This is a genomic window from Lysinibacillus zambalensis (assembly GCF_040183165.1).
Taxonomy (GTDB): Bacteria; Bacillota; Bacilli; order Bacillales_A; family Planococcaceae; genus Lysinibacillus; species Lysinibacillus zambalensis.
The window spans coordinates 1-22,671 of record NZ_JBEGDG010000034.1 but is presented as its reverse complement, the minus strand read 5'-3'; the positions used below and the strand labels follow the sequence as shown (position 1 = coordinate 22,671).

Annotated in this window: 30 protein-coding genes; 23 read left to right on the top strand and 7 right to left on the bottom strand. The window is 33.8% G+C overall.

The window, feature by feature from the left end; genetic code table 11:
• Positions 1–34 precede the first annotated feature (34 nt).
• From ABNX05_RS24355 to ABNX05_RS24345, 3 genes are all read left to right on the top strand, one after another.
• The gene (locus ABNX05_RS24355; protein WP_432760172.1) at positions 35–802 is read left to right on the top strand and encodes an ANT(4')-I family aminoglycoside nucleotidyltransferase; all 768 of its coding nucleotides are present in this window, start codon (positions 35–37) and stop codon (positions 800–802) included.
• Positions 803–1,718: 916 nt separating this feature from the next.
• On the top strand, positions 1,719–2,378 hold the full coding sequence (locus ABNX05_RS24350) for an AroM family protein (RefSeq protein WP_349662063.1): 660 nt from the start codon (positions 1,719–1,721) through the stop codon (positions 2,376–2,378).
• Between the two features lie 451 nt (positions 2,379–2,829).
• Positions 2,830–3,429 carry a YpjP family protein gene (locus ABNX05_RS24345; protein WP_349662062.1) on the top strand — a complete coding sequence of 200 codons (600 nt, stop codon included), beginning with the start codon at positions 2,830–2,832 and terminating at the stop codon, positions 3,427–3,429.
• Positions 3,430–3,582: 153 nt separating this feature from the next.
• On the opposite strand, the gene ABNX05_RS24340 is transcribed toward ABNX05_RS24345, so the two are convergent.
• The 6 genes from ABNX05_RS24340 to ABNX05_RS24315 all read right to left on the bottom strand — a co-directional run bounded on the left by ABNX05_RS24340 (position 3,583) and on the right by ABNX05_RS24315 (position 8,090).
• A complete protein-coding gene (locus ABNX05_RS24340) occupies positions 3,583–4,770 on the bottom strand; it encodes a site-specific integrase (RefSeq protein ID WP_349662061.1) in 1,188 nt (395 codons plus the stop codon).
• 81 nt (positions 4,771–4,851) lie between these two features.
• Positions 4,852–5,355: an ImmA/IrrE family metallo-endopeptidase gene (locus ABNX05_RS24335; RefSeq protein WP_349662060.1), complete on the bottom strand. Its 504-nt coding sequence runs from the start codon at positions 5,353–5,355 to the stop codon at positions 4,852–4,854.
• A 124-nt stretch (positions 5,356–5,479) separates the two neighbouring features.
• Positions 5,480–6,229 (bottom strand): hypothetical protein, encoded by a 750-nt coding sequence (locus ABNX05_RS24330; protein WP_349662059.1) that lies wholly within the window; start codon positions 6,227–6,229, stop codon positions 5,480–5,482.
• Between the two features lies 1 nt (position 6,230).
• A complete protein-coding gene (locus ABNX05_RS24325) occupies positions 6,231–6,629 on the bottom strand; it encodes a hypothetical protein (protein ID WP_349662058.1) in 399 nt (132 codons plus the stop codon).
• A gap of 2 nt (positions 6,630–6,631) precedes the next feature.
• The gene (locus tag ABNX05_RS24320) at positions 6,632–7,540 is read right to left on the bottom strand and encodes a ParA family protein (protein ID WP_349662057.1); all 909 of its coding nucleotides are present in this window, start codon (positions 7,538–7,540) and stop codon (positions 6,632–6,634) included.
• Positions 7,541–7,730: 190 nt separating this feature from the next.
• The gene (locus ABNX05_RS24315) at positions 7,731–8,090 is read right to left on the bottom strand and encodes a helix-turn-helix domain-containing protein (protein WP_349662056.1); all 360 of its coding nucleotides are present in this window, start codon (positions 8,088–8,090) and stop codon (positions 7,731–7,733) included.
• A gap of 157 nt (positions 8,091–8,247) precedes the next feature.
• Here ABNX05_RS24315 and ABNX05_RS24310 point away from each other — a divergent pair, with 157 nt between their 5' ends.
• The 17 genes from ABNX05_RS24310 (at position 8,248) to ABNX05_RS24230 (ending at position 17,970) form a co-directional block, all read left to right on the top strand.
• Entirely contained in the window at positions 8,248–8,493 is a 246-nt protein-coding gene (locus tag ABNX05_RS24310) for a helix-turn-helix transcriptional regulator (protein WP_349662055.1), read from the top strand.
• A 24-nt stretch (positions 8,494–8,517) separates the two neighbouring features.
• Entirely contained in the window at positions 8,518–9,297 is a 780-nt protein-coding gene (locus ABNX05_RS24305; protein ID WP_349662054.1) for a phage antirepressor, read from the top strand.
• Positions 9,294–9,608: a hypothetical protein gene (locus ABNX05_RS24300; protein WP_349662053.1), complete on the top strand. Its 315-nt coding sequence runs from the start codon at positions 9,294–9,296 to the stop codon at positions 9,606–9,608. The genes ABNX05_RS24305 and ABNX05_RS24300 overlap by 4 nt, the downstream gene beginning before the upstream one ends.
• A gap of 181 nt (positions 9,609–9,789) precedes the next feature.
• Positions 9,790–10,065, top strand: a complete 276-nt coding sequence (locus tag ABNX05_RS24295) for a helix-turn-helix domain-containing protein (RefSeq protein WP_349662052.1) — start codon at positions 9,790–9,792, stop codon at positions 10,063–10,065.
• Positions 10,053–10,319, top strand: coding sequence for a hypothetical protein (locus ABNX05_RS24290; protein WP_349662051.1), 267 nt, complete (start codon positions 10,053–10,055; stop codon positions 10,317–10,319). The genes ABNX05_RS24295 and ABNX05_RS24290 overlap by 13 nt, the downstream gene beginning before the upstream one ends.
• Positions 10,320–10,609: 290 nt before the next feature.
• Entirely contained in the window at positions 10,610–10,888 is a 279-nt protein-coding gene (locus ABNX05_RS24285) for a hypothetical protein (protein ID WP_349662050.1), read from the top strand.
• Positions 10,885–11,169, top strand: coding sequence for a YqaI family protein (locus tag ABNX05_RS24280; RefSeq protein WP_349662049.1), 285 nt, complete (start codon positions 10,885–10,887; stop codon positions 11,167–11,169). The genes ABNX05_RS24285 and ABNX05_RS24280 overlap by 4 nt, the downstream gene beginning before the upstream one ends.
• 71 nt (positions 11,170–11,240) lie before the next feature.
• Positions 11,241–12,143 (top strand): hypothetical protein, encoded by a 903-nt coding sequence (locus tag ABNX05_RS24275; protein WP_349662048.1) that lies wholly within the window; start codon positions 11,241–11,243, stop codon positions 12,141–12,143.
• A 16-nt stretch (positions 12,144–12,159) separates the two neighbouring features.
• The gene (locus tag ABNX05_RS24270) at positions 12,160–12,897 is read left to right on the top strand and encodes a PD-(D/E)XK nuclease-like domain-containing protein (protein WP_349662047.1); all 738 of its coding nucleotides are present in this window, start codon (positions 12,160–12,162) and stop codon (positions 12,895–12,897) included.
• 203 nt (positions 12,898–13,100) lie between these two features.
• Positions 13,101–14,165: a DnaD domain-containing protein gene (locus ABNX05_RS24265; RefSeq protein ID WP_349662046.1), complete on the top strand. Its 1,065-nt coding sequence runs from the start codon at positions 13,101–13,103 to the stop codon at positions 14,163–14,165.
• Between the two features lie 51 nt (positions 14,166–14,216).
• On the top strand, positions 14,217–14,516 hold the full coding sequence (locus tag ABNX05_RS24260; RefSeq protein WP_349662045.1) for a hypothetical protein: 300 nt from the start codon (positions 14,217–14,219) through the stop codon (positions 14,514–14,516).
• The gene (gene ssb, locus ABNX05_RS24255) at positions 14,509–15,018 is read left to right on the top strand and encodes a single-stranded DNA-binding protein (RefSeq protein ID WP_349662044.1); all 510 of its coding nucleotides are present in this window, start codon (positions 14,509–14,511) and stop codon (positions 15,016–15,018) included. The genes ABNX05_RS24260 and ssb overlap by 8 nt, the downstream gene beginning before the upstream one ends.
• A gap of 16 nt (positions 15,019–15,034) precedes the next feature.
• Positions 15,035–15,214, top strand: coding sequence for a hypothetical protein (locus ABNX05_RS24250; protein ID WP_349662043.1), 180 nt, complete (start codon positions 15,035–15,037; stop codon positions 15,212–15,214).
• On the top strand, positions 15,211–15,798 hold the full coding sequence (locus ABNX05_RS24245) for a dUTP diphosphatase (protein WP_349662042.1): 588 nt from the start codon (positions 15,211–15,213) through the stop codon (positions 15,796–15,798). The genes ABNX05_RS24250 and ABNX05_RS24245 overlap by 4 nt, the downstream gene beginning before the upstream one ends.
• A 12-nt stretch (positions 15,799–15,810) precedes the next feature.
• A complete protein-coding gene (locus tag ABNX05_RS24240) occupies positions 15,811–16,233 on the top strand; it encodes a RusA family crossover junction endodeoxyribonuclease (RefSeq protein WP_349662041.1) in 423 nt (140 codons plus the stop codon).
• A gap of 295 nt (positions 16,234–16,528) precedes the next feature.
• On the top strand, positions 16,529–17,344 hold the full coding sequence (locus tag ABNX05_RS24235) for a hypothetical protein (protein WP_349662040.1): 816 nt from the start codon (positions 16,529–16,531) through the stop codon (positions 17,342–17,344).
• 221 nt (positions 17,345–17,565) lie between these two features.
• Positions 17,566–17,970, top strand: coding sequence for a LuxR C-terminal-related transcriptional regulator (locus ABNX05_RS24230; RefSeq protein ID WP_349662039.1), 405 nt, complete (start codon positions 17,566–17,568; stop codon positions 17,968–17,970).
• Between the two features lie 136 nt (positions 17,971–18,106).
• Here the strand turns inward: ABNX05_RS24230 and ABNX05_RS24225 are convergent, their stop codons facing one another.
• Positions 18,107–18,487, bottom strand: coding sequence for a hypothetical protein (locus ABNX05_RS24225; RefSeq protein ID WP_349662038.1), 381 nt, complete (start codon positions 18,485–18,487; stop codon positions 18,107–18,109).
• A gap of 305 nt (positions 18,488–18,792) precedes the next feature.
• Between ABNX05_RS24225 and ABNX05_RS24220 the strand changes: the two genes are divergently transcribed.
• The 3 genes from ABNX05_RS24220 (at position 18,793) to ABNX05_RS24210 (ending at position 22,621) form a co-directional block, all read left to right on the top strand.
• Positions 18,793–19,227, top strand: coding sequence for a LuxR C-terminal-related transcriptional regulator (locus tag ABNX05_RS24220; RefSeq protein ID WP_349662037.1), 435 nt, complete (start codon positions 18,793–18,795; stop codon positions 19,225–19,227).
• Positions 19,228–19,416: 189 nt separating this feature from the next.
• A complete protein-coding gene (locus ABNX05_RS24215) occupies positions 19,417–21,171 on the top strand; it encodes a hypothetical protein (protein ID WP_349662036.1) in 1,755 nt (584 codons plus the stop codon).
• A 670-nt stretch (positions 21,172–21,841) separates the two neighbouring features.
• The gene (locus ABNX05_RS24210) at positions 21,842–22,621 is read left to right on the top strand and encodes a hypothetical protein (RefSeq protein WP_349662035.1); all 780 of its coding nucleotides are present in this window, start codon (positions 21,842–21,844) and stop codon (positions 22,619–22,621) included.
• Positions 22,622–22,671 lie beyond the last annotated feature (50 nt).

The window sequence follows — 22,671 nt, the reverse complement described above, 5'->3', positions numbered from 1 at the left end:
ATAGCTCAATTTAATAATTCATTCACAAGGAGAGATAAATATGATTGGTCCGAAAAAAGTAACGAGAGAAAAAAGAATGGAAATTGCTTATTCCATTGCGAACCAAGTTATAGAAAGATATGGCTCGAAGGTGCAAGCAATTGGGGTTTACGGTTCGTTAGCCCGAAAAACAGATGGCCCATTTTCAGATATAGAAATTAAATGCATTTTAAACGCTTTGGATGAAAACTTTTGCTATGAATGGACAGCTGGAGATTGGAAAGCAGAAGTGAACTTTGAAAGCGCAGAACATATAATTGAAGATGCGACGACAGTTGACGAAAGATGGCCACTGACCCATGGCCAATTTTTCAACATTTTACCTATTTATGACCCAAATGGTTTTTTTACTGAACTAAAAGTAAAAGCTAGCTCAATAGATAGCTCGATATTTAAAGAAGCGATCTGTCGAACATTAGTAGAAGAAATGTATGAGTATATTGGTAAAATGAAAAATATTGAATTACAGGGTCCTCAAACATTTTTACCGATTTTGGCGATGGAAATTGCCACAGCAGGTGCGATGATTTTAGGATTACACAATAAAAAATTTTTCACAACTTCTGCTCAAGTATTACTTGAAGCATTGTCGTTTACAGATAAGCCCGAGGGATTTGAGGTTCTATGTGAGTTGGTGATGTCCGGTAATCTCTCTGACGCAAAACAAATTATTGTGATTTGCGAAGACTATTGGGATTCTTTACTAGAGTGGTATGCTCAACATGGGTATCAAATTGAATGTTCAAAGGTTATACCTTGGTAACTTGAAATGAAATCTTTACATTTTAAAAACTATGTGCTATAATATGAATCGTGCTATTTTAGGTGGCATATTTACGTAATCTGGAATTCTACTTTTGTTTTTGAAGATACTTATTCACACTGGCGCATGCTTTGGGGCTGCAAGGACGCAAAAGAAGGTTGGGTTTGCGTTGCTTAAGTTAGAAGGCACACAGTGGAATTTTACCGCGGTGATGAAACTACATGTTTCAATATAATATTTATTCCCCAGATGATTGGGTTGAGACTTTACAATTTACGAAAATGTTACCTATTAAATACTAAAGGGGTGGCTTCGCAAAAGCGAGGCTGCCCCTTGTCTAATTTATTAGGAAGGTCGAATATTTCTGGGTCTACGGATAGAAAAGCCGAAGTCGTGGATAGAACAGCCAAAGTGATGGATAGAATCAATGAACAAATATATTGAAGAGCCTTCTGAAAGTAGACAAACTATGTCTACTCTTTTTTATGTAATGAATTCCCAAATGTCATATCTGTTGTAGTTCTTTTTGATTATTTCTTTAAATAATAGTTCCAATAAATTTGAACTTGTGTAACAATGTTTATTAATATTTTTGATCTAGATATACTTGTAGTTTGTTTTTGATATAGGTATAGTGCAAACGTTACAACAGAATTACTATCAATGAGTATTTATTCATAATGTGATAATTTCATGCATTTTAAATTCAGAATTTTTTTATTTTTAAATAAAATACTACCTAATTGTGGAGGAATAGCTATGGTGTTAAAACAGACATTATTGATGTTATTCGAGCGTTTATAATTGAAACAACCTTTTGAGGATAAAACTAATTTTTTCGATAAAGATGAATGTAACTTTCTGAATAATTTATACGGCTCAATGATATATTTTTAAAAATTAGGGGTGACTGCAAATGAATAAAGTTGGTTTTTTGACGATCGGACAAACGCCACGTTCAGATATTATACCGACATTTACAGAAATATTTAATAAAGATATTAAATTTGTGGAAAGAGGAGCGTTGGATAGCTTAAACGAGGCGGAATTACTAACTGTTTTAGCGAGAAGTGAAAAGAACGCAACTATCTCTCGATTACGGGATGGCAGATCCATAATAATTAATAGAAGAAAACTACTACCATTATTACAAATGGAATTATCAGCGTTAGAACAAGAGGTTGATATGGTCATTGTATTAAGCACAGATGATTTTTCGAATTTAACATGTGAAAAACCTATTTTTCATCCGAATCGAATCGTCACACAAATGATTAGTGCAATGACCGATCAACCGAAGCTAGGTTTAATTATTCCGCTAGAAGAACAGAGTAAAGCTATGGTTAAAAAATGGGAAGATATTTCAGATGATATCACGATTGCTGTTGCTTCACCATTTGATTATGGCAACTTTGAAGAGGCAGCTCGTTATCTTCGTGATTACCGAGTAGATCTGATTGTGTTGGATTGCATGGGGTACAATGAAGAGCATAGAGAGGTAGTACGAAAAGAGAGTGGTATTTTAACAATACTACCGCGTACATTAGTAGCGGGAATCGTGCTTGAATACTTATAAAGTAAGAATAAGAAGGAACGTTATAGATTGTATATAAAATTAGTCGGCAGCCTGTATTATCTTGTACTTTAAAATAGGTCATAACAAAATAGAAAAGTCCGCTAGCTCGCGGACTTTCTTCGTAAAAGTAATTGTATTAGTCCGTAAAGCATAAAGATGATAAATAACCTAACATTAATAAAAGACCAATACCCATTGCGATATCCATGCTCATGTTTTGTACCTCCTTTTAAAAAACGACACATTTATCCTGCATACTGCGAGTAAATGCCCGATTAGTTTGGGGCAACAGGACGATGGTCATACAAGCGTTTTCCCAGGATGTGAAGTTTTTACTTTATACATAAATATTGTACAATGAATTATAAAATTATGAAACCTTTTATAGGGCTTATGCGTATATATTAGAAATAGATTTACCAATTTGTACATAAAGAGAAGGTGTAAATTAATGAAGAAATGGATTCAAAAAAGTATCGTTATTATGGTTGCGTTTTTAACATTTGGATTAATTACGCCAACACATGAAATATGGGAAGCATTTGATCATAATCCATCAAATCGTGCTTCTATCGGATCAGCACCTGGGACAAGTACTGCAGAAGCGGCTGCTCTTCCGATAGAACAAACAGAAATACAGGGAGACCCGATTGACTATAATGCATTGCTCGTTGATGCGGCGAAAGAGCAATCCTATATGAAATTCGGCACAAAAATTGGCCCGAAAATTAGCAATGAGTTTGACGCTATCATCTTCCCTAAAATGGAGGAAGCCATTGCGATGACAGTAGAAGGCTTAGACGATGAATCATTAGCATCGTTAACAATTTCAGAAAAGCCAAGTGGAAACTATGGCGAAAAAATTTTTAATATTACTAGCAATGAAACAGGCATTGATTTAATTCGCTTCCATGTCCGCACGGAAAAACGACCGCAGGACGGCTACTATTACAACTTCCACTACCACAGTGCTGAGGACGACTTTATGGCACACAATAACTTAGGTGATATTTTTTGGGAGAAAAACACACCTCCGAAGTGGTTATCCTAAAAATCACGAAACACTCGCTTAATATGCGGGTGTTTTTTTGTTCGAAAACATTGATATATCAACGTTTGTAGTATATTGTTAATTTGTTTAATTTAGATACCGTTAAAGGGAGGGTAGAGAAAAGCGTGTACCCCAAAATGTACCCCAAATTCATCACTTTTCGAATTCCTCAGATTCTTCAAATGAACTTAAATTGATGATTTCATCCATAAGTTTAGATGCGTGTACTTCATCTTTTTCAAATGAATGTGCGTAGACTTTGTAAATCGTTTCAGGGGTATCACCGACTAAAGCTGCAACTGTAGATACAGGAATTTTATTAGATAACTGTATCGTGACAAATGTGTGCCGTAAGTAATGAGGTGTGAAGTGAGTTATCTTTTCTCGCTCACATATTAAGTCAATGATGCGTTTCAAATAACGTTCACCAATAGGTTCACCAGCATATGTTACAAATACATGCCCATCAGGATTCCGGAATTTATAAGTTTCCATTATTTCTTCATACCACTTTTTATAATCCAGTAGAATACTTTTAATGTTTTCATTCATTGGGAATTTTCGATAACTATTTTTGGTCTTTGGTGTTCTGGATCCATAACGATCCTTAGTTTTGTTTATGTGAATTATATTATTTTCAAAATCGATATCAGTTTCCCACTGCAAAGCTCTCAATTCGCCAACACGCATTCCTGTTAAAAACAGTAGGCTTAGACAAGTATAATGAGTAATTTTGTATTTAGTGCGTGCAATTTCTAAGACCCTTGTTATTTCATCTATGGAAAGAGCATTTCTTTTAATACTTTCAGAAGCTCTACTTAAATTAGGAGTAGAAAACTTCTTTCTATCTAAAATTTCATTCTTAATAGCGAACGTGAAAATGGCATTCAAACGTCTAAAAATCGACATAAGTGTTCCTTCTTTAAAACCTTTAATTATCAACGGATCTATCAATTCTCTTTGAACAACAATATTATTTACGTTTTTTATTTTGAGATGTCCAATTGAATTTATAACATATTGATTCATTACGTAATTATGGTTTCTTTCAGAAGTCGGTTTCCAATTCGTTTTATTAGCATCAATATAAATTTCATTTAATTGAACGACTGTTAAATTATCATTTTCAACAAAACTAACATTCCCGTCTAATATAGAAGCCTTCACTTCAATTAATGCTCGCTCAGCTTTTTCGATTGACTCGAAGCCTCGTTCCGTTTTTTCTCGTCTTGCACCATAACGGTCGTAATACTTGTATCGATATCCAAAAATTTTTTTGCCATTTAGCTTGTACCAATAAACGCCATCTATTTTTGTTTTTGTCATTTTTTCTCGAGCCATGTAGATCACTCCTTTGTGAAACGTAAGTTTTCTTTTTTGTGTTGAAATAATCCATTGAAAAAATTTACCAACGTTTCTAAATCATCTCACAGTTTTTGAGAAAACAGTATTCCAATTCAGCATAATTCTATTGTTAATATACTGTGAGAGTCTTTTTAACGAAAACTCATACTCAACGTTAAACAACGTTTGTAGCTGCATAACAGTAGAAGGTGTGCAATCAAATAAATTGAGTTCATCTAACATAAATGTGGGCATACAGACTTGATACATAAAGTTGTTAGCTTTATTTTCTTGATATTCTCGAAATAGGGGAGACATAAAGAATTGATCTCCGGTATGTAAAAGGACGTGCGATAATTCATGACCAAATTCTTGCCATTGTTGCTGCTTGGTAAGTGATTCATTTAAGAATATGAATGGTTTCTCTTTAGCAAATAATGCTTGGCTACTATCAGACCAAAAAAATACTTTGATTCCTAACTTTTCTGCAATTTCTCTAAAATCCAGAAGGTTAGGGGTGGTAATTCCGATCCTTGTGTAGAAATCTTTGATGTAATCTTCTAAATGACTGTAATACTTCAAACTAACACCTCTTCATTCAAATAAAGAACATACGTTCTTTTGTAGTGTACAATAAAACCCTACTTTTTTGTAGTAGGGTCATGGAAAACTGATATCTTTATATGTATGAGATATTGAGGGAAATTTAAATATATACATTTTTTATATTTTTAAAATTTTCACTCAGATTACCTGTTATGTATTCAAAAGCTAAATAGTTCATTTTTGAATCGAGGTTTTTATAGTTAACGAGTACTATTATTTCTATGAAATATTTAATAATATTGTTACATTTATCAAGTAATAGATTAAAAATACTTTCATCGAACTTAATAATCAGAACATCATCTAAGAATTCACTACACGAATTGTAGGTAGTTGTTCTAGAATGCACTATATCGGATAATTCCCAGTATTCTTTTTTTATTACGTCAGCATATGTAGAGTTCACTGTTTTTTTTAACTCTTTACATAGTCGGAAATTTAAAGATTCTGAATTACAAATATTTTCAGTCATATTTTTCAAACTAATTTCTATATTGTTAGAAAATTTAGTTGTGGGTTCAACTGGAGTTGTCAGCACTAATGATTTAGCATATGTTTCCATTGAGCCGCGAATAACCATAGAAGCGAGTTTATATTTACCTTGTATCAAACAAATTAAAAACTCCATGGAACCATTAAATGAATCAAAAGCCAAAGATTTTGCCTCTTCTAATAAGGGTAATTCATTCAAAATTTCTTTGTAGATATATAAATATTTATGCAAATTTTTTAATGACTGTATATGATAATCTTTCAACATTGAAATGTTCAATTTGTTAGATAATATTTCTTGGAATTTTACAAAATCATCATTAACTCTCATTGAAACTGTTTCTTGAAAAGTACTCATATTATTTTACCTTTCTTTCCTTCAAGATATCTTCTAATAGGCTAGAATTATTATTGTTATTAGATTTAGAAGAAGTATTATCTAAAATAATATTTCTGTTAAGATAATTTATATGAGAATTAATTAATAAATTAGTAATATTTCTATCGGTATTATCGATTATTAAACGTGCAACTCTTGCAGCTAGTAAAGTCCTAGATTTATATAAATAATCTTTAAAAGGTTTTCCTTTATTTAATTCCTTCTCATAGGGTTTTAAATATTCGCTCAAATCAGCGTTTCTTTTGAATTTAACTGTGTCAAATAACATTTGCGTTACTACACCTACAAAAAATGTTTTTTTCTCTTCAAAGCTGAATTTTTTACCATTCAACACAGAGATAATTAATTTATCATCCATTATTACACCTCCACTTTATCTAATATTCTTTGTTCTATTTCATCAATTATATCTAAAATTCGTACTTTTAATTCAGGGTATTGCTTATGATTTCTGTAAATTACTGATGAACTAGAAATTGAGGGTTTATTATATATAACTGTATCGAATTCTTTGACGTTGGAATCAACTTCAAGTGACATTTGTTCGTAGAATTCTTCAATGCTCTCTTTAAAGTTTTTATGACGTCGTGCAATCCCTGTTGGTGATGATGTCTCTTGTAACATCATATATACTACGCCTAAACATTTTAACTCTCCGTCTACTCCGTCAACTTTTTCACCCAATTGTTCTGATAAAATCGTTATTCCAATTGTAGAGAATTCATCTAGTTTTGTAGGAATTAAATAGTAATTAGAAACAGATAAAGCGACAGAAGTTAACTGTCCCCAAGTTGGCGGGCAGTCTATGATAATATAGTCGTATTTATGTATTAAATTTTTTCTTTTAAAAAAGCTATTAAATCTATCTGCCGCAGTGGAATTAATATCTACAATTAATCTTAGGTCTCCAGGGATGATATGCATAGGTTGAATTGCCAAATCATTTTTATGGCTCAAATTATATATGGGATTAAACTCAGTTCCTTCTGGTTCCTCCCCTCTTACTAAACCGCTTTTTGCTTTTTTTGTGAAAATACCTCGAATTGTATTGTCCGTTTTTCGTATTTCAGTATAGCTATCAAAATTACCTTCGTAAAATTTAAACAAAGACTGAGTAGTATTAAATTGAGGGTCTATATCAATTACTAACACTTTATAATCTTTTTGTGCTAATTCAAGAGCTAAATTACAAGATAAAGTAGTTTTTCCAACTCCACCTTTCATATTTAGTATGGAAATAACTTTTGCTCTTTTTTCGACTTGTGTCATTGTTAATCCTCCTAATTTTACTATTATTTATTACTACTAACAATCAGTAGTATATATTAATGTATAAAGTCTTGTGTAAATATAACTATAACCGGTATAAAAAAATATGTAATATCCAATATAGTATAAAATTTACATGTTAGGGTTGTTTTAAAGGACATGCAATTTGCATGTCCCTGATTTATTGTTATTAAATCTCACCGTTATCCTTCAAAATCTCCCACATCTTACGGAGCTTCTGCAAGTCTTCTTCACGACTCTTAGGTAATTCTTTGTACCATTTTTGTAGGGAAGGGTCGTTGGTGAATGCTTGGAAAGCAGACTCATCTTTGTCAAAAGGTTGCTTTTCATTAGTTTCACATAAAATATATGCAACACTTACATCATATTTTTCTGCTAACTTTTGAATACTTCCGATTGAAATTTCATTGCGGCCTTGCTCATAGTAACCGTATGCACTTTCAGAAATATTTAAGAATTTGGCAACATCTGCTTGTGTTAAACTAGCTTCTTTTCTTAACTCTTTAAGCCTCTGCGGTACATTAGACATGATTACACCTCTCTTAAATATGTATTCTCATTATACAACTATTCGTTGGGTCAGTAGGTAAATAATAATCAGAAACAACAAAATATCTAGTTTTTGTGTTGACAAACAACTTTTTGTTGGGTATCATTAAGACAACAAAAAGTTGGGAGATGATTTTTTGGGAACAATAAAACGTCGAATCATTCTTATTAATGCTAGGAAACACAAAAACTGGTTACAAAAAGATGTAGTAGAGAAGCTTTGTAACGAGTTTGGAATAACAATTACCGAAAGCTATTATGGAATGATTGAACAAGGGGTGCGAACACCGTCCCTAGATATAGCATTAGCTATTTCAGCATTATTTGGAATGGAACCATCCAAAATTTTTTTAAATAACAACACAACATTTTGTTGTTTTTGATAAAGGGACAAAGGAGGTTTTATCATGAATCATTTACAGATTATATATGAGCAGGTATTACTAACAAAAAAATTTAAGGTATTTGGAACATTAGAAAATCCATTATTCCTAGCTAAAGATGTGGCTGATTGGATTGAACACAGCAACACGCGCATGATGCTGAAACCAGTAGATGAAGACGAGAAGGTAGTAAACAAAGTTTACACCCTTGGTGGACTACAAGAATCATGGTTCCTAACAGAAGATGGTTTATACGAAATATTAATGCAATCACGTAAACCTATCGCAAAGCAATTCAAAAAACAGGTCAAAAATATCTTAAAGGAAATTCGTCTAAACGGTGGCTATATTGCTACTAATGAAAACGACGATGATGCATCAATCATGGCAAAAGCTTTGCTTATTGCTAATAAAACAATCGAAAATAACAAGAAAAAAATTGTTGAACAGCAACTAATTATTGATGCTCAAAAACCAAAAGTGTTATTTGCTGAAGCAATACAAGCAAGTCATACATCGATTTTAATAGGTGAGTTCGCTAAAATCCTAAAACAAAACGGTGTAGATGTTGGGCAAAAACGTCTGTTCGAATGGCTTAGAGATAATGGCTATTTAATCAAACGTAAAGGCTCTGATTTTAACTCACCGACACAAAAGTCAATGGAACTAGGTTTGTTTGAAATTAAAGAAACGCCAATCCATCACAATAGTGGTGAAATCAGTATCAGTAGAACATCAAAAATCACTGGTAAAGGACAAGCCTACTTTATTAAAAAGTTTATAAATAAGGCGGTGGCGATGTGATTAGTACAACACCTAACGAAACCGTATTGATTCAAACACTTTTCGAGATGTCTGGTATTACATCTGAAAAGGTAAATCAGATGTTAGTGGCAATCGCTAATGATGCAGCTAAGCCACTAATCCTGTTTTGGGATATCAACGACATTATGAAAACTACAACTTTTAGTCGCAAATTTTTGGAAGACCACATTTTAAACGATCCGCGTATACAGCGATATGAACGCCAACGTGAAAAGGGTGGTAAACGTGTCTGGTTAAAAGAACCGACATCAAAATTATTACAAGAAATCATTATGAACGAATGGTATTAAGCAATGCACGGGCAAGTGCAATTTATTAGGAGAGGCCAGGGCAAATGGCCTCGTCAAACTACCAATCTAGTAAGAGGTTGGGGCAAATCAACCTCTTATCTCAATACTAAAGTTAACTTAAAAAAGAAACAATGCAACGGGTGCATAATATGCACAAACTGCATAAAAAGGGTGGATATATATGAACTTTGATGTTGGAGGGTTAATCAAACAATGTCGAAAGAAAGCTAAGCTTTCACAGGAGGCATTTGCAGATTTAATGCACACGACACAATCAACGATTAGCCGAATAGAACAAAATCTTATTGCATGTGAGGCGACATTTTTAGCTAAAACAGCAGCAATTACAAATTCACAGGATGCTGTAATAGCAGCATTATTTAGCGCAGATACAGCACTGCAATTTTTACAAACAGTACCAATGTTTATAGGAGGGTTCTTTTCATGGATATTGTAGAGCAATTAAAGCTAGAAATAGCGATGTTAGAGGCTTGTAACGAAGATTTATTAGTAGCAATAGGAGTTCATAATAAACGTGGTGAGTATCACTTATCTGCTGGGTGTATGAGAAAAATCAATAAAACGACTCGTGAAATCGAAAGATTAAAAGCACATTTACAAGATCAACAAAATTTCATGTGGGTTATCAAGGATTTACAAGATAGAGGATTACTTGGAGAGGTAATGAAAAAATATGCGAATCAAGCCTAGAGCGTGGAAGTACATGACATTAAAACAGAGGCTAATTTATTTACATTTCATTTGCGATAAAAAGGAGTTATCAAAGCTAAATGAATATAAAAAAGCTGCTTAATTGGTTGCAACAATTAAACAGCCATTCGGTTTAGTATGTACCTATTATAACACAAAATCAGACGTTAGCGAGTGTTATCTCGCTCTCGTCAAGCAGCTTACAGCACCGTCTCCCTACGGTATGCTTTGCCGACACTGTAAGTTGCTTGATGGGATGCCATCAAAAATAATCGAAAGGGTTGATATGTATGAAATTGAATCAAGCAATATCTAGGATTGTTGATTTACCAAACATTCTAGAGCAATACGGAATACCGTCAGAAAACGTAATTAGTGTGCAGTATAGTGATAGCGCAATGATTAACGCTGATATTTTAGTACATTTACACCGCAAAGAAACTATCGAAAAACTAGGTAACTGCAATGTCGAAAAGTTTATAGGTTACGATGACGCAAGCTGGACACAGTATAGATTCGATAAAGACGGCATTTCATTTGTTTGCTGTGAACGTGAGGCGATAGCATGAGTGTTCTATTAGAAATAGAAAATCCAATGGTGCTTGGCCACATTGAGTATCCAATGCCACCTTATGAGCCAGCTGTGAGTTTTGAAATGCACGATGATTTTGGTAGTTTCATAGCTTCTGGCGATGTTTATTTCGAAATCGGTGATGCGATTGTACACATCGACAATATCAGTGATTACTTGGCTGTTGGATATATGGATGAATCAACTTATGACATGACTGATTCAGAGGTAATTGCTTATGTGCAGGAGCGTTATGGGTTTGCTCATACAAAAAAATAAACCACTTGGCAGAGTGGTCTAAGAAAACATATTAATTGCGCTCATTATAGCGCACTACAGGAGGAATTTCAATGAGTAACTTAGCAGAACAATTCCATAGTCCTCAAATGGGACAACCTCAATTTCAAGGTGGTGGAGCATTAGCACAAGTTAGTGCTTCCCGTGAAATGGAAGAAGTTAAAGGGCAAATATTTATGGCGAAGTCATTTCCGAGAAATATTTATGAAGCTGAAAAAAGAATCTTAGATGCATGTAAACGTTTTTCATTAGCAGATGCAGCGTTGTATTCATACCCACGTGGAGGCACAAATGTTACTGGACCTTCAATTCGACTTGCTGAGGTTTTAGCACAAAATTGGGGGAACATTTCTTTCGGTGTTAAGGAATTGGAACAACGGAATGGCGAATCGACAGCTATGGCTTTTTGTTGGGATTTAGAAACTAATACAAGACAAGAAAAAACTTTTACAGTTAAACATTCAATAAAGACAAAACATGGATTAAAGATACTATCTGATCCACGTGATATATATGAAAAAGTAGCTAACGACGGTGCTCGCCGACTTCGTTCATGTATTTTGAGTATTATTCCAGGAGATGTTGTAGAAAAAGCTTTGAAAGAGTGTGAAGTGACCATACAAGGTAATAACACGGAACCACTGAAAGATAGACTAGCAAATGCTTTAAAGCTTCTTAAAGAGTATTTTAAAGTCACACAAGAAATGGTTGAGGGCAAGTTCGGTTACAAAACAAGTGAATTTACAGAACAAGACTATGTTGGTTTAGGAAAAATATACAATTCATTGTGTGATGGTATGTCAAAGGTTGAGGATTGGTTTTACAAGGAAGTTGGTAAGAACCAAACAAGTGGACTAACTGCTGAATTTGAAAAATCACAAGAACAGCAAAAAACTGAGGTGAAGCAAGATGATAACGTCATTCCAATTGAACAGCCAGAATTACCACTCGAATGAGGCAAACCAACATTATATGTCAGTATCTCAGTTTAAAAGTGCTTTGGAATGTGAAGCAAGGTTAATCGCTGAGATGAAGGGCGAGTTTATTCGTCCTCCATCTCCTGCGTTAATTGTTGGATCATACACACACGCAGCATTTGAAAGCAATCAAGCTTTTACTGAGTTTTGTGAAGAGAATCATAACAGTATTTTTAAGAGTCGTGGTGGGAAGTACGCTGACTTTGAACAAGCAGACAGGATGATAGAAACCTTAAAAAACGATAGATTTGCAATGTTTGCTTTAGATGGTGAAAAAGAAGTTATTTTCACAGGTGAAATATTTGGAGTGCCTTGGAAAATTAAAGTCGATTCAATAAACCATGAGCGTAGATTATTTAGTGATTTAAAGACCACTCAGAGCCTTTATAAGCGATATTGGAGTGAGAAATACAATAAGTATGTATCATTTGTTGAAGCTTATGATTATGTGCTACAAATGGCTATTTATCGCGAAATAATCTATCAAAACACAGGTCAGTATTATGTTCCATATCTAGTTACAGTCACTAAGGAAACACCACCTGATAAGGAAATACTGGAATTTGAAATATCTGATTTCGATTTTGAATTTGAGTATGTGAAAACTATGTTACCTAGCATTATTGAAGCAAAAAACTATAAAAAAGAGCCAGTACGATGTGGGAAATGTGAATACTGTCGGATGACTAAACAACTCACTAGAACCATTAAAGTTGGCTATTTATTAGAATGATGAATAATATACCGTCAAAAGTTTTATTGCCTGCTTGGATATTTGAGCAGGCGAAGGAATGAAGAATTCAGTCGCTTGGTGCTTAAGTGTAAGACTAAACTTGTCATTTCTTGCGCTTACCCGGGAAATTATTTTTATTTCCTAACCTGATTGTTAATAAGTCTGTGATTAAAAAATTCGAATATAAGGAGAGTCGAGGGCAAATGGCTAAATACAGATACGTCTACACAACTTTTTGGAACGATCCTCGTGTGGTTGAGGAAATGACAGCAGAGGATAAATACTTCTTCCTGTATTTGCTGACGAATGAAAGTACGACTCAAATTGGCATCTATCAAATTACCAAAAAGCAAATAGCTTTTGATATGGGTTACTCAATGGAAAGTGCTGGTGCGCTGCTACAAAGGTTCAGAGAGCATCACAAACTTATTAAATACAATGAGGAAACTCGTGAAATAGCTATTAAAAACTGGGGCAAATACAACCTTAATCGCGGAGGCAAACCGATTCTTGATTGTGTGAAGTCAGAATTAAAAGAAGTGAAAGATACCACATTAATTCAATGGGTAGGTGAAGGAATCTCGAATGATTCTGTACGTATCGTCTACGAGTCGTACTACGATACGTCACACGATACGTATAACGTTACGTCAGAAAATGAAGAATCCAGTAATGATGCGGGTTCTTACGATACGTTAACGATACGTGGACAAAAAGAAAAACAAACAGAAAAAGAAAAACAAAAAGAAAATAAAAAAGAAAAACAAACAAAAGACAGTGAAGGTTGTCAGTCGGTTTCTTCTCAATCTGATTTTGCTAGATTAGTTGAATTTACAAATCATAACATTACACCAGTTCTTCCGACCATTGCAGAACACCTTGGTTACATCTTAGATGACTATAAAGATGTGGATTTAATCTTAGCAGCATTACAAAACGCAGTATTTAATAATGCTCGCAACAAAATTAAGTATGCAGAAGGAACATTAATCAACTGGCGTAAGGAAATGATCACAACTTACCAGCAGTTACAAGCTAAAGAGGAAAGAGAAAAAAACAACAAGCGACAACAATCTAACCAATCCTACCAAAAGCCTAAAGGTCGAACAGAAATAGTGCCAGAGTGGTTCGCTAATCGTAATAACAAAGAAGAGCCACTAACACCAGATACTGAATCTGATAACAACACGATTGATTTTGAGGTTGAGAGACAAAAGGCCTTAGAAAATATTGAAAGAATGAGGAATAGGAGTGAAGCGAATGGTTGAGAAAGTGGATGTTAGTCAAATGATTATGAGAATGAAAGGGGCTATTGCTGCATGACATTAAAAGATAAATTGCTAAAAACATCACGTAATGCAATTGAAGATTATGCACTTACATTTGCGTGCAATATAGAGCCAAAGCTAGCGGAAGAAGCTCGCGGTGGTAGAACAGAATATATTGTTTCTATTGCAAATGAACATCATCATATTTTAACTTCTCCACTTTTCTTGAGTGTTGTAAACGATTTGTTGGAAGGTGTGAAGGCAGAAGTAACCCAAATATCTACTAATTCACTCTTTCCAAGTTTTAAAAAAGAAGTCTTATGTTTAAGCTGGGGTGATTTGAATGATTAACCGAGTCGTATTAGTTGGCCGACTTACAAAGGATCCTGAGGTACGTTTTACACCAAATGGCGTTGCAACATGTCGCTTCACAGTTGCAGTTAACCGTACATTCAAAGGGCAAAACGGTGAAACGGAAGCAGACTTCATTAGTTGTGTCGCTTGGCGCAAACAAGCTGAGAATCTAGCAAACTTCATGAAGAAAGGTAGCTTAATAGGTTTGGAAGGGCGAATCCAAACAGGCAGTTATGAAGGGCAAGATGGCAAGCGTGTGTACACTACAGACGTTGTTGCCGATAGTATTCAGTTTTTAGAACCGAAAAACGGTACAGGAAGCTCGCAGGGCGCATCAAACTACGAATCTAGTACAAATACAGGGGGAGTAAATAAAAACGCTCCACAGGGCAATGATGGCGGAAATAACAACCAGCCAAGTTATTTAAGGGTAGAAGATGACCCGTTTGCAAATAGTAAGGGTCCGATGCAAGTTAGCGAAGATGATCTCCCATTCTAAAAAAGAGGTGGTAAATATGGCGGCATTAAGAAAAATCACCAAGGCTAGAACATCACGAGAATTAGAACATTTGGTTGCAGATGATACGGAGAGAGGTTGGAACGTTGCGAGTCGGATGAACTACATTTCTCAAGACCCACGACCTTATCAAATACTATTGGAATTTAATGTTGAAAGGGAACAGGTGAGTTTATGAACTTAACAAAATTATTTGAAACACAAGCAGTATTGGACGAGCACATCATACAGGAGCATCCAGAGTTACGCGGGCAGAACAATCTGGATTGGAAGCTACTTGCACTACAGGTTGAGCTAGGGGAGTGTGCGAATGAATGGCGTGGGTTTAAGAAGTGGAGTAAGGACCAGGAGCCACGAACTAGAGTGGCATGTCAACCTTGTAACGGATCAGGTCTTCTTAGCTTTGTAGTTAAGAAAACATGTAGATTTTGTAATGGGAGTGGTACAGTGGGAAATCCACTCCTTGAAGAGTACGTTGATTGCTTGCATTTCATTTTGAGTATTGGATTGGAAATTGACGTTGAAACATCATTAGTTTGGGATGATATAGATTTCTTTGACACTGATATTACAGTTCAATTCATCGGAGTTGCTTCAACAATTTCACAATTGCGAAATTGGAAAAGTCGTGGTTCGTGGGAAGGGCTGTTCAGTAAATTCTACATTTTAGGCAAGATGCTTGGCTTCACATGGGAGCAAGTAGAGGAAGCTTACTACGCTAAGAACAAAGTCAATCATGAACGTCAAAACACTGGTTATTAAGGATGTGGAAATATGAACACTTTAACATTTGAAATACCAGGGGTCATACAACCTCAAGAGCGTCCTCGCTTTAGTAGACATGGGAAAGGCGTGAGAACACATGACGCACCAAAGAGTAAGGACTTCAAAGACTTTGTAAAACTCGTAGCATGGCAAAATAAGCCGTCTGAATTGATTACAGGACCGATAAAGCTACAAGCTGATATTTATCTCATGCCACCGAAAAAATACCATACAGGACCCAAAAGAGCACTTATAGCTAGTGTCGAATTGCGACCGACAACGAAACCTGATGCGGATAACCTGATTAAGGGCATAAAGGATGGAATGAGTAAAATCATCTGGCACGATGACGCGCAAATCGTTGAACTAAACGTTCGTAAGTTTTATTCGGAGCAACCTAGAGCAGAGGTGACAATTGAATGGGGTGCTTAACGGTACGCAAGGAAGTTAAACAACGTAGAGCAAGGCTAATCAATCAACAGGACCACATAGCTTTTCTTGAGTGTAAAGGATGCCCAAAACGTAGAGCTTATGATCCATCAAAAAAATGCAGTAGATGCAAGACTTATAGGAAACTGCGGAGCATTGGGAACGAGCTTGAGCAGATTAGTCGTTTGCGTAGGTGGAATAAATGATATTTGAAAGAAATTGTACAGTCAAAATCTTGTATGCCTTTTTTAAAAATTCACATACTATCTTTGATGAATATTTTTAAAGAGGTGAAGATATGGAATGCCCTAAATCAGCTACCATTTTGCAGAATGTAATCAATTTTACAGCGGCAAATTTCAATTCAGAAGAAGCTGTAATTATTATAATAAAGGCTATTGCAGAAGACATGGCTGAGAGAAGAAAAGTGGAACAATTAGTTAATGAAATTACAGATCGAATCGAAAAAATTATCGACCGAGCATTTTTTGAGCAAAATGCTGCAGATTTAGAAGCTCTTCAGGATTTAGTTTTTGACTATGCTGGCTCTAAAGAAACTGACACTGGATTATTAAATCATCTCCATACTTTATCTAGGACTTTGTTTCAAAGGTTCAAGAATGTGAATTCCATCGAAGGGATTCTATGTACAATCCTTGCAGGAATTTTATACATGCTTGTATTAAAGGCAAAAGATAAGGTAGGGATAATTGAAGATGAGAATTTAGTCAATCGTGGCAGAGAATTGGGTGAGTTGATAAGGGAAAAGGTAGTTATTCTGTATGATTCAATAGCCCCTGAAAAAACTCTTGGTACTTGTTATACGAATGAAATAGAAGTTTTTGTTCCACCTCAAAGTCATCAACGTGTTATTACAACTAATACCTGGTTACCTGATACTTTGGTTCGTAATCAATTTTATGGTTCTCGTAGAGACATACCAGAAAATATACATGAAATAGACCCAAAGGAAATCATTAAGATTATGGGAGATCCGTCTCTAGAAGAGTGTAATAAGGAACGTGCTTTCCGCTTTGAATGTCGTAAACAAGAAGCCGAAGGACTAAGAGATAGTTTAATAAGTCTCGCAGAAACTTTTGAACAAATAAATTAGTCCGGCGTTAGTCATTTTCACCTTTTAAAGGCACTTAGCCGACATCGTTATAGCCGTTACATCTTGACCTGTTATTACGACCTATTTAAAAACACATTTTTTTGATGGTCTTGAAAATTAATTTAAAAATAAAAAAGCTGCAGCGTTTGCACACGCTACAGCTTAGAATTGGTTTATGCCCTTTGAGTATCTCAAATGTATTATATCAGGGGGCTACCAATATGAGCAAACAAGATTTAAACAAACATTTATTAGAGCAATGGGTAAAAGATTATCACTGGATGGTAAACACGGTAAAGGAACTTCGTAACGGACTGATTGTTGGGGCAAAGACAGCTCAGTACGGTATTGAAGCAACTTTACCAAAGGCAGCAGGAGGCGTAAGTGATCCAATTATGTCAGAGGTCGCTAGACGTTCGAAGCATGTTAAACGAATTAAAGAGTATAAGTATAAGATTACAGCAGTGCAAGAACGTATCGATAAGGTTCATACACCACGAGAAATTGAAGTGCTGTTTTGGTTATTAGAAGGTAGTTCAATGCGTTCGATAGCTCAACATATGGCTTTATCAGCAACGAGTATTAAACGCATTAAGGATAATATTGTGAAACAGATGATAGCATGAAGTGGGACCTTGGCTCCTACGAATTTATTGCCACAATCTTTGGATTGTGGCAATAAATAAGCTTTCTATTTAGGTATCTATTAAACCTACACGCAAATTAACAATCAATACTAATCATGGTTTATATTGTTCGTCCTCAAATACCTGTTTTATATTTAGAAATATTTTTTTCTTTTTCAAAAATAGAAGTATTCTGTTCATATTTTTTGGGATTAGATAACTTTTCAAGCTCTTGTATCAACATATCTTCTAAATCTATGGACTCTTTCATGTTTTCTTGGGTTTGTTTAACCTCCCTAACAAGTAATCTAACTATTTTTTGTCCATTCGATTTCACAAGGTATGTACGTATATAACCATCTTCATATCTGGTTTCGAATTTAGGTTTGATTTTTTTTTCGTCTTCGTCTTTATTTATATTATCAATTCCAAATAAATCCAAGAGACTTTCATTTTTTATATTTTTATTTACCTCTGTTTTCAAATAATTTAATGTATTACTGGTTTGAATTTTCATTAATAATTCTCCTTTGAATTCAGTATTTCTTATACCTTATTATAACCTTTAAAGTTAATAAATGGAGGTTTTATTATGGAAATTCGTTCAGTACTTTTAACATCAGTTTGGTAATGCATAAGCATAAGTAGCATTAAAGACAACACTGTTAAATTGCTCAAAATACTGGAGTTTTAATAAATTCGAAATTACTTAGAATAAAATAAAAAGCCGCAGCGTCGTCACACGCTACAGCTCAGAATTGGTTTATGCCCTTTGACGGTGCTTTACAACATTATTATATCACACCGTAGGAGGGCAAACCTATGTTAAAAGGGCAAACGGAAGTTACTAAAGAAAATCTGTTACAGTGGATTGATAATTATCGATGGATGGTTGAAACGATTGAGGAAGCAAGGCAGCCAATAGCGAAAGTTGATAACAGCAGTTACATCGGGGCTAAAACAGCTATGTATGGTATTGAGGCAACATTACCAAAGGCGAGTGGCGGGACAAGTGATCCGGTGTATACAGAAGTACAACGTCGTGTATATTCGTTAAACTATCGAATTAAGGAATATGAACAAAAGATTGCAGAGGTGCAAAAACGTATTCCATTAGTGCATGGAGATCGAGAGATTGAAGTACTTCATAGATTGCTTGATGGGAATAGTATGCGAGCGATTGGTAAGCACATGAAATTATCCAGTACGACAATTTTTAGGGTCAGAAACAATATTTTGAAACAAATGAAATTGTAATAAAAAAGAGACAAGATAAAGCTTGGTGATTCTTTCTAGAGAGGGTTTCCAAGTTTTTTAATACCAGTAATAATATAAATTGTAAATTGTCTTGTATTTTAAGAAACAAATTAAAATAAAGGGAAAATTGATGTAAAATGAAATGAGTAGAAAAACAATCTTCATCAAAATTGAATAAGGGAGATTAAAATGGATAATTTAATTATAGAACATCTAGCATGTTTAGAAGTAAACAGGGTTATTTTGCAAGAACCATATAAATTAGTTAGTGAAGTACAATTTAATGACAAAAGCCCTTCCTTTGATGGGGAAATAATTATTTACAATTCAAATGACTTGAAGAAAGAAAACATAGAAGATGCTGTAAAAGTGCAAATTAAAGGGACTACGTTATTTAAAAAAATAAAAAGTAATGGTAAGATTACTCATTCTATAATGAAATCGGATTTAGAAAATTACAAAAGAACGGGCAAAGGGGTTTTGTATTTAGTAGTTACGATTAATAAAAAAAATAAAAAAATGCAGACTTTCTACAATTCGTTAACTCCACTTGAAATAGAAAGATTATTAAGTATCATTAAATTGAAAGAACAAGATTCTTTATCAGTTGATTTTAAAATTTTAAAAGATGGTGATTTAGAATATATATGTAGGGCCCATATTAAAAATGTTAGGAAACAACCAAATAACTTTATTGAAATGGGTAAAAAGAGAAATTATGAAAAATATAAAATTGAGTATGATGTTATAGCTAGTGAGTTAAAAGATTTTAACTTGTTGGATAATGTAGCATATGTTTACGGAGTTGAAGGAGATTTTGAATACCCGATAGAAGCAATAATACCTGAAATTGTAAACATAAATGGAGAAGAAACCCTTATTCTTTTTAAACAAGAAATAAATGTTAAATATAATATAACAGAATCTCAAGATGAAATTAAACTCCTAGTTGAAGATACACTTGTATTTACTTTATCTAAAAAACACAAAACCGGAAAATTAATGATGGGTAAGTTAAAAACAATTGAGTCGTATTTGAAATGTTTGAAAGTATTAAAGTATATTTTGGCAGAGAATAGGTTCCCTTTTAAACTATATAACATAATTGCTTCTCTTAATGAAAAGGAAAAATACAAAAATATTGATCAAGAGATAGAGCAACATATAGAACTACAGAACATTTGTAAAAGAATTGGAATTAACAGTGATTATAGGTTCGATGATAATGAAGATTTAGAAAAGTTGTTCAATTCAATACATAATATTTTTTATGAGAAGAATTACAAGGCTATTAATAATAACGAATCAGAAAGTATTCTTCGTCTTAAATTATCAGATTATATAACTTTGTTGTTATATAAAGATAGTAAAGATGATTTATATTACAATATATTTGATGAAAATATGTTTAATGAAATCGATGCGTTTATTCCTAAGAACCCAGGAGAATTTAATCCTAATACAGATGATTATTATAAAATAAGTTTATATAGTAATTTCAAAATACATGATTTGTTGTCTCTAACAAACTTTAATTATGAGATTTATGAAAAGTCATTTAAAGCAGATGCTCATGATAAATCATTAGAATTTAATAATCAAATTGCTTTAGATTTAATTTCTGTTTATGATGAGACGAAAGATTTTAAATTCTTGAATCTCGCAAGAGGTCTTTTAAGTGGTTTAGTAGAAACCTCAAAAGAAAATAATATTTATAAATTGAATTTGCTACAAATAAAAAAGAGAAATACTATTCCATTTGAAAAATATGAAGAAGAATTTTTATTGGATTTCTTAGAAATGGATGATTTGCAAACGAAATTTGTTGTACAGGTAATTTTAGGATCTAAAACTGCAGCTGAAAGATTATTTAAGCAAATGAGTTCTGATGAAAAAACTGATGTTCAGGAATGGCCAATATTTAATTTATTTTTAGAAATGTAAAGTGTCTAAAAGATGATTAAATAGTTTAACACAAGAAACAAATGTAACAAAAGGAACAAATGTAACAAAAGGAACAAATGTAACAAAAGGAACAAATGTAAAACATGTATGATGTTTTGTAAGAGAAAAAGTATGGTGTAAACTCGGAGGTAGGTCGGTGCGGCAAGGTTTTCCTCTCTTGGTATTTATGAAATCCTAAATATTAGGGAAGACAGACCGACGACCGACCTGCGCCTCATAAACTAGTTCGAGGCTAGACATACACGGCCGGCCCATATTTTTTAAGAGATAAGGGAAAAGGCAATTAAAGCTGAAGGAGTGGTTATCATGTGAACTTCGTCCACTTTCCATAATTTCAGTCAAACTTACTACAATAACAAAGTGCGCGGATACGCACTATAAACAAAAACACAATTCGCTTTACAAATATAACGTGGTGTAGCTCTACCACGAGTCGAAAGTGAGCTAACTCGACAAAAAAACAATAGCAAAGCTTTCATCTTAGGATGGAGGCTTTTTCTTTTGCTTTGAAAACTGCATCAAACAGTCAAAACACTTTGTGATGAGAGGGCAGAGTTTGATGTGGTTTTGAGAGTGAAAATAATCGTGTCAAAATATTATTACATATTTGTTTAATTACGGGATATGGTAATGGCAGGAGGCGATAAAATTGAAATCACAAATACCAAATGACGCAACTGCTTTTCTATTAAAATTTGTTAAACCGGAATATGAAAATGATTTTATTCAAGGTAAGCTTCGTATGAATCCACTTAGTTATTTTATCGAGAGAGAAAAAGAAACTGGTGATAGAGGTGTAGGCGATGCTTTGGAAGCTTCAGCTGTATATGCAGATGTCGAGATGACATTAATGGATCCTGAAACAGACGAAGTTTTAGTTAAAGGTAAGGCAGAGAGAATAAATATTCATTCCAATGATAGAATTAAATCACCAGTTTTGTGTATGTATTCTGTTGATAAAGATGTTTTACAAGTAAGTTCCGAAGATGAAAGTTCAATAGAGGTTTTTCCTCAAATTGAAAAAAATGAGCTAGAAAAATTGATTTCAGATTTTGGAGATAATATGTTGATTATCAATGCCAAACTCTTTATGGATCGAGTTAAAGAAAAGTGTGAAGAATTACAGATAGACTTTAAAGCAGGAAAAGTGAAATACTATGATTTTAGTAAAAATTATTCAGACAGAGTAAGTAAATACTTAGATTTAGATAGTTCTGATATTTGTTTTATTAAGGATGACTATTTTAAAGCCCAAAATGAATATCGATTACTACTGGAAAATGTAAGTACAGAAAGCTATCATATTTTAGATATCGGTGATATATCTGATTTAGTTACAAAATTTAAAATAAGCGATTTCTTTAGTGGAAGATACAAAATTATCTTAAAGAAAGAAATGATTGAGGTTGGGACAGAAGGTTTTAAGTAACTTGAAAAGCCGAACTATTATAACAGTGCTGACACAGCATTCTACAATAG